General features: G+C 41.9%; 11 protein-coding genes. 9 read left to right on the top strand and 2 right to left on the bottom strand.

What is annotated here, in order from left to right; translation table 11 throughout:
• Window positions 1–112: 112 nt before the first annotated feature.
• Window positions 113–295, top strand: a complete 183-nt coding sequence (locus tag EP737_RS24385; protein ID WP_129731899.1) for a hypothetical protein — start codon at window positions 113–115, stop codon at window positions 293–295.
• Window positions 296–430: 135 nt separating this feature from the next.
• Here EP737_RS24385 and EP737_RS24380 read toward each other — a convergent pair whose 3' ends face one another.
• Entirely contained in the window at window positions 431–1,042 is a 612-nt protein-coding gene (locus EP737_RS24380) for a trimeric intracellular cation channel family protein (RefSeq protein ID WP_129731897.1), read from the bottom strand.
• A gap of 104 nt (window positions 1,043–1,146) precedes the next feature.
• On the opposite strand from EP737_RS24380, the gene hflX reads away from it, so the two are divergent.
• The 5 genes from hflX (at window position 1,147) to EP737_RS24355 (ending at window position 7,892) form a co-directional block, all read left to right on the top strand.
• On the top strand, window positions 1,147–2,418 hold the full coding sequence (gene hflX, locus EP737_RS24375) for a GTPase HflX (protein WP_425455963.1): 1,272 nt from the start codon (window positions 1,147–1,149) through the stop codon (window positions 2,416–2,418).
• Entirely contained in the window at window positions 2,411–3,691 is a 1,281-nt protein-coding gene (locus EP737_RS24370; RefSeq protein WP_129731893.1) for a methionine gamma-lyase family protein, read from the top strand. The genes hflX and EP737_RS24370 overlap by 8 nt, the downstream gene beginning before the upstream one ends.
• 210 nt (window positions 3,692–3,901) lie before the next feature.
• A complete protein-coding gene (locus EP737_RS24365) occupies window positions 3,902–4,258 on the top strand; it encodes a MerR family transcriptional regulator (RefSeq protein ID WP_129731901.1) in 357 nt (118 codons plus the stop codon).
• Between the two features lie 56 nt (window positions 4,259–4,314).
• On the top strand, window positions 4,315–5,649 hold the full coding sequence (glnA, locus tag EP737_RS24360; protein ID WP_129731891.1) for a type I glutamate--ammonia ligase: 1,335 nt from the start codon (window positions 4,315–4,317) through the stop codon (window positions 5,647–5,649).
• A 1,775-nt stretch (window positions 5,650–7,424) separates the two neighbouring features.
• Window positions 7,425–7,892, top strand: coding sequence for a hypothetical protein (locus EP737_RS24355; protein ID WP_129731889.1), 468 nt, complete (start codon window positions 7,425–7,427; stop codon window positions 7,890–7,892).
• A gap of 155 nt (window positions 7,893–8,047) precedes the next feature.
• On the opposite strand, the gene lexA is transcribed toward EP737_RS24355, so the two are convergent.
• Window positions 8,048–8,668 (bottom strand): transcriptional repressor LexA, encoded by a 621-nt coding sequence (lexA, locus tag EP737_RS24350; protein WP_129731887.1) that lies wholly within the window; start codon window positions 8,666–8,668, stop codon window positions 8,048–8,050.
• Between the two features lie 125 nt (window positions 8,669–8,793).
• On the opposite strand from lexA, the gene EP737_RS24345 reads away from it, so the two are divergent.
• The 3 genes from EP737_RS24345 to EP737_RS24335 form a co-directional block, all read left to right on the top strand.
• Window positions 8,794–9,450 (top strand): YneB family resolvase-like protein, encoded by a 657-nt coding sequence (locus EP737_RS24345; protein WP_129731885.1) that lies wholly within the window; start codon window positions 8,794–8,796, stop codon window positions 9,448–9,450.
• Between the two features lie 46 nt (window positions 9,451–9,496).
• On the top strand, window positions 9,497–9,736 hold the full coding sequence (locus tag EP737_RS24340; RefSeq protein ID WP_129731883.1) for a DUF896 domain-containing protein: 240 nt from the start codon (window positions 9,497–9,499) through the stop codon (window positions 9,734–9,736).
• A 274-nt stretch (window positions 9,737–10,010) separates the two neighbouring features.
• A partial coding sequence (locus EP737_RS24335; RefSeq protein ID WP_246040365.1) for a thiamine pyrophosphate-dependent enzyme occupies window positions 10,011–11,063 on the top strand: 1,053 nt, incomplete at its 3' end.

Below are 11,063 nucleotides of genomic sequence, written 5' to 3'. Positions count from 1 at the left end.
AATTCAAGACTATGGACATGAACCGTTAGGTTTGTGAGTGAAGTAGTAATAAAAGAGAAAGATGTTGTTTGTCTTTCGAAGCCCCCACTTCAAGACGCGCAGCGGATAAGTGGTGGGTAGTTCACTGTGGAAGGTAATGCATAATCTCATTATGTGTAAAATCGTATATTATAATCGTGTATTGCCAGAAGTTCGTAGAAGATATGGAGAAGGAAGCGGATCTTTGCGAGTATCCACAAATCAAGGAGCGATTGAACTGGCTGATGGCATCGAACAACTGATGGAGAAAACATAAACAATTACAAGTAGAACATGTGCAGAAAAAAGACGACATGAGTGAAATGTCGTCTTTTTCATACGTTTTTGGGAACTGACTGTTAGTTTTCAGTGCCCTTCTAAAAATAGGTTGTATCAGCTTTTGGAGCTTGTCTTAATACGGCTGATTTGTAAGTGATTTATGCGGAAGCTTCCAGTTGTACTGCACAGATAGCATCCGGCAGACAACAATGAGAACAAATAATCCGTACATACCAACCGCAGTATGAACGATGCCAGAACCAACGGCAAAGCCCGCAAGGATTGTCCAAAGCGCGTATACCTCTGCACGCAGCACGAGCGGCTTGCGCTTTGCTAAAATATCACGCAGCATGCCGCCGCCAGTTCCTGTTAAGACCGCCGCTACAATTGTCGCACTGATTGGCAGGTGTAATTGCTGTGCATACAATGCCCCTTGAATGGCAAATGCGGACAGACCAATAGCGTCAGTAATATTTTCCCAACGCTTCCAATGCTTCATAAGTTTATTTGGAAACAAGAAAATGATAGTCATAGATAAAAGTGCAATTTGAAATAAGGAATCCTGTTTCCAAAATGCATCAAGCGGGTATCCTATTAACAGGTTGCGTATCGCTCCACCGCCAAATGCTGTGGCCATGCCTAAAATATACACGCCAAACAAATCATATTCTTCTTCCATGGCAACAATAGCGCCGCTGATAGAAAAAGCGATCGTTCCGATAATCCCGAAAATTTCCCAAGTCACGTTAAAAATCCTCTCCCCTTATGTGATAAGCAACTGGATGAATAATGCCTCCTCTGCTATTATAGTAGAAGGTTGAACTTTCGAAAAGAAAGAGTGAAGATATTTTGAAAGAAAAAGCAATTTTAGTCGGTTGTCAATTGCCGCATGATGATGAAGAACGGTTTATATATTCAATGGAAGAGCTTGCTTCGCTCGCTAAAACGGCACAAGCTGAGGTGCTCGTTACGACAACGCAAAAGCGCCCAAGGTTTCACCCTGCTACATATATCGGTAAAGGAAAGCTAGAGGAGCTTGTAGCTCTTGTAGATGAACTCGAGCCGGACATCGTTATCTTTAATAACGAGTTAACACCGAGCCAAATTCGCAACCTGTCAAAGGAGTTGGATGCGAGAGTAATTGACCGGACGCAGCTGATTTTGGATATTTTCGCTCAGCGTGCGAAATCGAGAGAGGGGAAGCTGCAGGTAGAGCTTGCACAGATGCAGTATGCGCTCCCGCGTCTTGTTGGACAAGGAGAGGCACTATCCCGTCTTGGGGGCGGTATCGGGACAAGGGGTCCAGGGGAAACAAAGCTAGAAACGGATCGCCGTCATATCCGCTCGCGTATTAATGAAATTAAACAGCAGCTCGCTGTGATTGTTGAGCATCGCTCTCGTTACCGCGAACGTCGTAAACAAAACAGCACGTTCCAGATTTCGCTTGTTGGTTATACGAATGCTGGAAAATCGACGCTGTTTAACAGACTGACAGCAGCGGATACATTTGAAGAAAACCTGTTATTTGCCACACTCGATCCGACAACACGCAAAATGCAGCTGCCATGCGGCTATACGGTGCTTTTGACGGACACGGTCGGATTTATTCAGGACTTGCCGACATCGCTTGTTGCGGCATTTCGTTCTACGCTCGAGGAAGTGAATGAAGCAGATTTTGTTTTACATATTGTAGACTCGTCAGATGCGAATTATGTTGGTCATGAGCGAACAGTGCGGGAGCTGCTGCATGAACTTGAGGTAGAGAAAATTCCATCCCTTACTGTCTACAACAAAAAAGATGTGCAGCATCCATCTTTTTTACCGTCTCCGAAGGGAGAACATATTGTAATAAGTGCGTTTGAGCAACAAGATTTGGAGAGACTGCGCCATACTATTGAACGGGATATGCTGCAGCTTATGAAGCCGTACCATGTTTCTGTTCCTGCAACGGAAGGACGCCTGCTCCATTTATTAAAGACAGATAGTGTTTTACAGGAAACGGTGTTTGATGAAGAGGAACATACATATACGTGCAAGGGATATGTATTCCCGAACTCTCCACTGAATGGACAGATTCAAAGATATACAGCAAGAAAAGGGGAAGAGAAAACGGATGTTTAATCGATTTCAGTACGGAGAGAAAATAGCTCCGATTGTAGCAAAAGTAGAGCAACAGATTGCAGCAGTACATAAAGGTATGGATGAAGTAGCCGAAAGCAATCAGTTTCGAGTGCTTGAGAGCTTTCGTCAGCATAAAATAAGTGACTCGCATTTTATTCCGACAACAGGATACGGATATGATGATATTGGACGGGATACGCTTGAACAGGTCTATGCAGACGTATTTGGCGCAGAAGCAGGGCTTGTAAGGCCGCAAATTATTTCGGGAACGCATGCTATTTCTACCGCATTATTCGGTATTTTACGTCCTAGCGATGAATTGCTGTATATTACGGGAAAACCGTATGATACGTTAGAAGAAATTGTCGGGATACGAGGAAAAGGCATTGGTTCGTTTAAAGAATTTCAAATAGGCTATCGTGCTGTCAATTTAACTGCTGAAGGAAAAGTCGATCTGCCAGCGGTCAAAGAAGCAATTGGCGAGCAGACTAAAATGATTGGTATTCAGCGCTCAAAGGGCTACGCAACTCGTCCATCATTTACGGTGACCGAAATTAAAGAGATGATTGATTTTGTAAAAAGCATTAAGCCTGACGTTATCGTATTTGTGGACAATTGCTACGGAGAGTTTGTCGAGGAGATTGAACCATGTCACGTTGGCGCGGATCTAATGGCCGGATCGCTTATTAAAAACCCTGGCGGTGGCATTGTGAAAACAGGAGGCTATATTGTTGGGAAAGCGAAGTATGTAGAGGCGTGCGCCTACCGTTTAACATCTCCAGGCATCGGAGCAGAAGCAGGTGCATCGCTGTATAGCCTGCAGGAAATGTATCAAGGCTTTTTCTTGGCACCGCATGTGACCGCACAGGCCTTAAAGGGCGCTGTGTTTACAGCTGCATTTTTAGAGGAACTTGGAATGAATACATCACCTCGCTGGGATACGCCGCGGACTGATCTCATTCAGTCTGTTCAATTTGATGATGCAGACCGGATGATCGCGTTTTGTCAGGCTATTCAATATGCCTCGCCCATCAATTCACACTTTAAACCATATGCCAACTATATGCCGGGCTATGAGGATGATGTGATTATGGCGGCAGGAACATTTATACAAGGGGCAAGCATCGAACTATCGGCAGATGGTCCGATTCGCCCTCCATATGTAGCCTATGTCCAAGGCGGACTTACCTACTCACATGTAAAAATTGCGATTTGTTCTGCCATTGATGAACTTTTGCAAAAAGGATTGCTGCAGCTAGAGCAAACGACATAGAAGCAAGCAGGATAAAATGAAGCCAAATGCATATGATAACAGAGGGCGCGATGGGAAGAGACACGCTGTTGGAAGGTATCACAAAGAGTAACATTAATTGACATGTTACATAGCGTGTTATAAAATAAAGATATGTTATAAGGCGAAGGAGGAACCGAAGTGCACACACATGATCGGCGTTCTACTCCATTGTTTCCCATCGGTATTGTCATGAATTTGACGCAGCTGTCCGCCCGCCAGATTCGTTATTACGAAGAGCATGATTTAATTTCACCTGTCCGAACTGAGGGCAATCGTCGGCTTTTCTCATTTAATGATGTTGATAAATTGCTTGAAATCAAGGACTTGCTTGATCAAGGCTTAAACTTAGCTGGTATTAAGCAGGTGCTACAATTGAAAGAGGATACCGAGGCACAGGTACAGCCTGCTCCAGCAGTGCAGCAGGAAATACCGAAGCAATTGTCTGATGCAGAGTTGCGCAAGCTTCTTCGCGATGAGCTTCAGCAAGCAGGTCGATTTAATCGAACCTCGATGCGCCAAGGAGATATGTCTCGATTCTTTCATTAATATGGGAATTGCTATTTGTTTTACATAAAATGCTAGGGATTAGGAGGAAGGAAACGATGGCAAAGTACACAAAGGATGATATTTTTCGTATCGCAAACGAGGAAAATGTAAAGTACATACGCCTGCAATTTACAGATCTTCTAGGCATTATCAAAAATGTTGAGATTCCTGTTAGCCAGTTAGAAAAAGCATTAGGAAACAAAATGATGTTTGATGGTTCTTCAATTGAAGGATTTGTTCGTATTGAAGAGTCGGATATGTATTTATATCCAGATTTAGATACTTGGGTTATTTTCCCTTGGACTCCAGAAAAAGGAAAAGTTGCCCGTTTGATTTGTGATATTTACAATCCGGACGGTACACCATTCGAAGGTGATCCACGCAATAACTTAAAGCGCATTTTGAAGGAAATGGAAGCGCTTGGATTTACGCACTTTAACCTTGGACCAGAGCCGGAGTTCTTCCTTTTCAAGGTAGATGAAAAGGGCAACCCAACTCTAGAGCTGAATGATAACGGCGGTTATTTTGACCTTGCGCCAACAGATTTAGGCGAAAACTGCCGACGCGATATCGTGCTTGAGCTTGAAGAAATGGGATTTGAGATTGAAGCATCTCACCATGAAGTAGCGCCAGGTCAGCATGAAATTGACTTTAAATATGCTGATGCGTTAAAAGCTTGTGATGATATTCAAACATTTAAGCTTGTTGTAAAAACAATCGCTCGTAAACATGGTTTGCATGCAACGTTCATGCCGAAGCCGTTATTTGGAGTGAATGGATCCGGTATGCACTGCAACCTATCCTTATTCCGCGGCAATGAAAATGCATTCTATGATCCAAGCAGCGAATTACAATTAAGCGAAGTTGCCCGTCATTTTCTTGCTGGTATATTAAAGCATGCAACGAGCTTCACTGCGGTTACAAACCCAACAGTAAACTCGTATAAGCGACTTGTGCCTGGTTATGAAGCACCTTGCTATGTAGCTTGGTCTGCTCGCAACCGCAGTCCGTTAATTCGTATCCCTGCTTCTCGCGGTTTGAGCACGCGTGTTGAAGTGCGCAGTGTAGACCCTGCTGCAAATCCATACTTGGCAATGGCAGTATTGCTTGCTGCTGGTCTTGATGGCATTAAAAATAAAGTTGCAGTACCGGCTCCAGTAGACCGCAACATTTATGTGATGACAAAATCAGAGCGCGAAAAAGCAGGTATTGTAGACTTACCGGCTACATTGGCAGAAGCGCTCGACAACTTGAAAACAAATGAGGTTATTTGTAACGCGTTAGGACAGCATTTGCTTGAGCATTTCATTGAAGCAAAAGAAATTGAGTGGGATATGTTCCGCACACAAGTTCACCAATGGGAACGCGATCAGTATATGAGCGTATATTAAAAACGAAAAGCCTTGACCCTACTGGGGTTGGGGCTTTTTTTATAATTTAAGCATAAATTTCTAGCCAGGGGACTATTCGACGTAGTGAGACATTCTAGGAATAAAATATAAGTATAAGTGCAACTACGCCTCTGTGTCTTCACCCAAGGGCAAGGCTCGCCATATGGATCTTGCTAATTATTTCAAGCTTAGTGCATAGGACCTTTGAGAGAGGGCAACTAAAAAAGAGACGCTATTTCCAGCGTCTCCATCTATCTATCTATCAAAAATCAGCGTAAAAGCAATCCATCAAGAAATTCAGTCTGTAAAGATGCTTCCCCGCAATCTTTACAGGTCGTTATTGTTGCGCGGGCGTTGAATACACGGAGCATCTCGAGATCACTAGGATGCCAGCTGCTATACTCATGTTGAGTATTCTTTTCACAACTAGGGCAATGTTTCTCCAAAAGCTTAACAGCGGGACTACGTTCAATTATTTTCTCCATTTTCATATTCCCCCTTTGTTTTGTAGCTCTACATTTAGATTGTACCTTATTTTAGGACATATGTGATATGTTTTTAGTAAGATTTAGTGACATAAAAAAGAAACTTCATATGTAATTGTCCACTGCTCTTTCATCTGCCATAAACATTCTATTATTTATCTTGAGCTGTTTCGTCTTAGGCTGTTCTTATCCAGCTGCCATTTATTCACATATAATAAGAATATTTAGAAAATTTATAATCTTTAGTATTTACAAAATTCGACTTAAGATGTATGATAAAGACAAGTAATACAAACGAATCAAAAACATCAGAAAAGGATGTGAGTTTAGTAAAATAGAGAAAGGCGAAATGTACAGGGATGTACATGGGAACGGCTAACCTAACTAAGGAAAAGGTGATTCCAGTGGGATAGAGAAAGGCGAAGTGTACAGGGATGTACACGGGAAGCAGCCAACCTAACTAAGGAAAAGGTGATTCCAGTGGGATAGAGAAAGGCGAAGTGTACAGGGATGTACACGGGAAGCAGCCAACCTAACTAAGGAAAAGGTGATTCCAGTGGGATAGAGAAAGGCGAAGTGTGCAGAGATGTACATGGGAAGCAGCCAACCTAACTAAGGAAAAGGTGATTCCAGTGGGATAGAGAAAGGCGAAGTGTACAGGGATGTACACGGGAAGCAGCCAACCTAACTAAGGAAAAGGTGATTCCAGTGGGATAGAGAAAGGCGAAGTGTGCAGAGATGTACATGGGAAACGGCTAACCTAACTAAGGAAAAGGTGATTCCAATGAAGTAAGTAAGGCGAAGGTTTAATTACATAGACCGGGTAGGAACCCAGACATGAGTTTTGAACAAATCTCGAGTCAAGGAGGGGTTCTCTTAAAGAGAAAAGCATGGAAAGGACTTCGAAAAAATGAATGAGGAAATAGTGTAAGCGACCTTGTCATTCCAGTATGGATAGACGAGGTCGCTTACTGTCGTTTTATCTGCTTTTTTGATCCAGTCGCTGCAAGTTTTGTTAGGGGAAGTGCTGTTATTATAATAATTCTCAGCTTCATCATCTTAAAAGAGAAAGCTTCTAAAAATACAATGATTGGCGGTGCTGTAATTACTCTCGGTGCAGTAATGCTTATCCTATAATGAACGATTTAATTAAGGAGTTCGGACCGTAAACCTTAGATATCACTATATATTAAGAAGGTTTTTGGCTGTTTTTTGCTTTTGCATTAAAAAGGGATGCAATGTATTGTAATGAGCCACATGGCGTATACTAAGAAAAAAAGGAAGAATCTAATGATAGGATGTATTATCGCAATCATTGTATTTAATATCCTAGCCTTTAAGCTAAATAAAAGGCTAACAACAAATCAAGTTGTTCATATTTGGACATTTACAATTGCGTTCCAATGCATCTTTGATTTTATGTTAGAATTTAAGTATTATGGTTATTGGTATTTTGACAAAGGGGCAGATTGGCTAGGGCTTCTTCCGCATACAGTATTGATTTCACCTGTTAACATGATGTTTTTGAATGGATATCCGTTTGAATATGGAATGAGGAAAAAGGTTGTGTATATTGTTGTCTGGACACTAGGTGTTTTAGTGTATGAAACCATCACGTTACTTCCTGAACCGTGGGGATACTTTCATTATGGGTGGTGGAGATTGTGGCACGCAGCACTAGTGGATCCTGTACTTTTTTTTATTCTGCTTAAATATTACAAATGGATATGCAAATTAGAAAGGCAAGCTTGTCAGTGAAAAAGAATGATTGATATTCAGGGATTTAAACGGTAAATTTTGTCATATAAACGCATGTGTAGAAAGAAGATAGATAATATCTGAAAAATAGAAATATTAAAATAGTTGAAAAGATTTCTTGGAATAATAAAAAAGAAGAGCTCTTGGAAGCTCTTTTAATGGATATTTCGATATACGCCAATGACTTTTCCGATAATGGAAACATGTTGTAAAATAATCGGCTGCAGTGAAGAGTTTTCTGGCTGCAGGCGGAAGTGTTCCGCTTCTTTATAGAAACGTTTTACTGTTGCTTCGTTTTCCTCTGTCATTGCTACCACAATTTCTCCGTTATTGGCGGATGTTTGCTGGCGAACGACAACGAGGTCGCCATCGAGAATTCCTGCCTCAATCATGCTGTCGCCAGCGATCTTTAACATGAAAACAGAATCGTTTTCGGGAACTAAATTGGCCGGCAATGGGAAATGCTCATCAATATTTTCAACAGCTGTAATGGGCGGACCTGCTGTTACTTTTCCGATAATCGGAACGTGTACAACGGATTTCATTACGGTGGATGGTCCATCCTCCCCTAATATTTCGATGGCGCGAGGCTTTGTTGGGTCGCGTCGAATATACCCTTTTTCTTCTAAACGCGATAAGTGACCATGTACAGTAGAACTAGAAGCAAGACCAACCGCTTGCCCAATTTCACGTACAGAAGGCGGATACCCTTTTTCTTGTACCTTTTGCTTGATGAAGTTGAGTATATCAAGCTGTCTTTTTGATAGTTTTTCCATATTTACACCTCGCTTTGTATAAGAGCTTTTTATTTCATTATAGCATGAAAAGATTGTTTTCACAAACGTAAGTTCGAACAGTTGGGTATAGTATGATATACTGTACAGAGAGGGAGAGTGAGCGGATGAGAGCAATTATTTATGCGCGCGTAAGCACAAAAAAAGAAGCGCAGGAAACATCTTTAGAGAGACAAAAAGAAGAGCTGCGGGAGCTTGCCGGTGCTTATAACATGCAAGTTGTCGGTGTGGTGGAAGAGCAAGCGAGCGGCTATGAAATAGATCGGCAAGGTATTTTGGAAGTGCTGGATACAATTAAAGAACAACGGGCAGAGGCAGTGTTAATTCAGGATGAAACGCGTCTTGGCAGAGGGAATGCAAAAATCGCACTCATGCATTGCTTGCGAAAGGAAGGCGTAATTGTGTATACGCACACACATAACGGGGAATTGCAGTTATCTGATTCGGATTCAATGGTTCTTGAAATTATCGGGATTGTCGAGGAATATCAGCGGAAGATTCATAATGCCAAAATCAAAAGAGGAATGAGACGCGCTGTCGATAATGGCTTTCGCCCAGAACGCAATTTAAAGAATCAGCATATAAACAGCGGGCGTGATAAAATAGAAGTACCGATTGAAGAGATTGTCCGCTTGCGTCGCAATGAGCTTACATTTGCGGAAATTGCGGCAACGCTGAGGGGATTCGGCCACGATGTATCCAAAGCAACGGTGCACCGTCGCTACACAGAGTATATGAAGCAGCAGCTTGATATCTCAAAATAACTAGTATAAGATGGGTACGTAGTGCTTAGAAAAGGAGAGAGGAACTATGTTAAGTCCTGAAAAAATAAGTCGCATTAATGCGTTAGCTAATAAAGCAAAAGCGGAAGGATTAACGAAGGAGGAGCAGCAAGAACAGCAGGAACTTCGTAAAGAGTATTTGCAAACCTTCCGTGGGCATATGTTAGATCAATTAAAGTCTGTAAAAGTTGTTGATGATAAAGGAAATGATATTACTCCTGGGAAATTAAAGAAGCTCAAGCAGCAAGGAAAAAGCATGTTGCACTAAAAAGAGGCGAGGAAACTCGTCTCTTTTTGCATGAGAGATTGAGAGAACCAGGCTAAAAGTGGTATTTAGTTGGTGCTTCTTGCAAGGATACTAGCCTTGAAATTACAAATAGACTGTATTTTTGGTACTGTATGAATTTCTGTAATTTTTGTTATATTTGAAAAATTATAATGTCTTTTCAATAAATATTGCCAATACATGTTGTATAATTAAGTGTGGCAAGCTATCATATAGAGTGTGTTAATTGTCTATTATTTTTGAAAGGGAGAAAACTATGTCACATTCAATTGAACAACTTTCTATCAATACAATTCGTACGCTTTCCATTGATGCGATTGAAAAATCAAACTCAGGACATCCTGGGATGCCGATGGGTGCAGCACCAATGGCGTATACATTATGGTCACAATTTATGAATCACAATCCGCGCAATCCAAAATGGTTTAACCGTGACCGTTTTGTACTTTCTGCAGGTCATGGATCCATGTTGCTATACAGCATGCTTCACCTATCTGGCTATGATGTAACGATAGATGATCTAAAAAGCTTCCGTCAATGGGGAAGCAAAACACCAGGACACCCAGAATACGATCATACTCCTGGCGTAGATTGTACAACAGGACCACTTGGACAAGGGATTGCTACAGCTGTAGGTATGGCTATGGCGGAGCGCCACTTAGCTGCAAAATATAATCGAGAAGCATACAACGTAGTAGATCATTATACATACGTAATTTGCGGAGACGGCGACTTAATGGAAGGTGTTTCTGCTGAAGCATCCTCTTTGGCGGCGCATTTAGGTTTAGGCCGTTTGGTTGTATTGTACGATTCCAATGATATTTCCTTGGATGGCGATTTAGATCGTTCCTTCTCTGAAAGTGTAAAAGGCCGTTACGAAGCATACGGCTGGCAATATATTCGTGTAGAAGACGGAATGGATGTTGCTGCGATTGCAAAAGCACTCGAAGAAGCAAAGAGCGACGAAAACCGTCCGACATTAATCGAAGTACGTACAATCATCGGTTTCGGTTCTCCAAATAAATCCGGAAAATCTGCTTCCCACGGTTCTCCGCTTGGTAAGTCTGAAACACAATTAACAAAAGAAGCTTATGGTTGGAATTTCGAACAAGAATTCCACGTGCCTGAAGAAGTATACGCACATTTCCGCTCTGTGATTCAAGAAGCGGGCGAGAAGAAGCAAGGTGAATGGGATGCATTGCTAAAAGGCTATGCGGCTGCTTACCCTGAATTAGCGACAGAGCTTACTGACGCAATAGAAGGCCGTCTTCCTGAAGGATGGGAAAACAATCTTCCAAAATACGGCTTA

The sequence above is a fragment of the Ectobacillus funiculus genome (assembly GCF_004138295.1).
In the GTDB taxonomy this organism is placed as follows: Bacteria; Bacillota; Bacilli; order Bacillales; family Bacillaceae_G; genus Ectobacillus; species Ectobacillus funiculus.
This window is presented reverse-complemented; position numbering and strand designations above follow the sequence as displayed.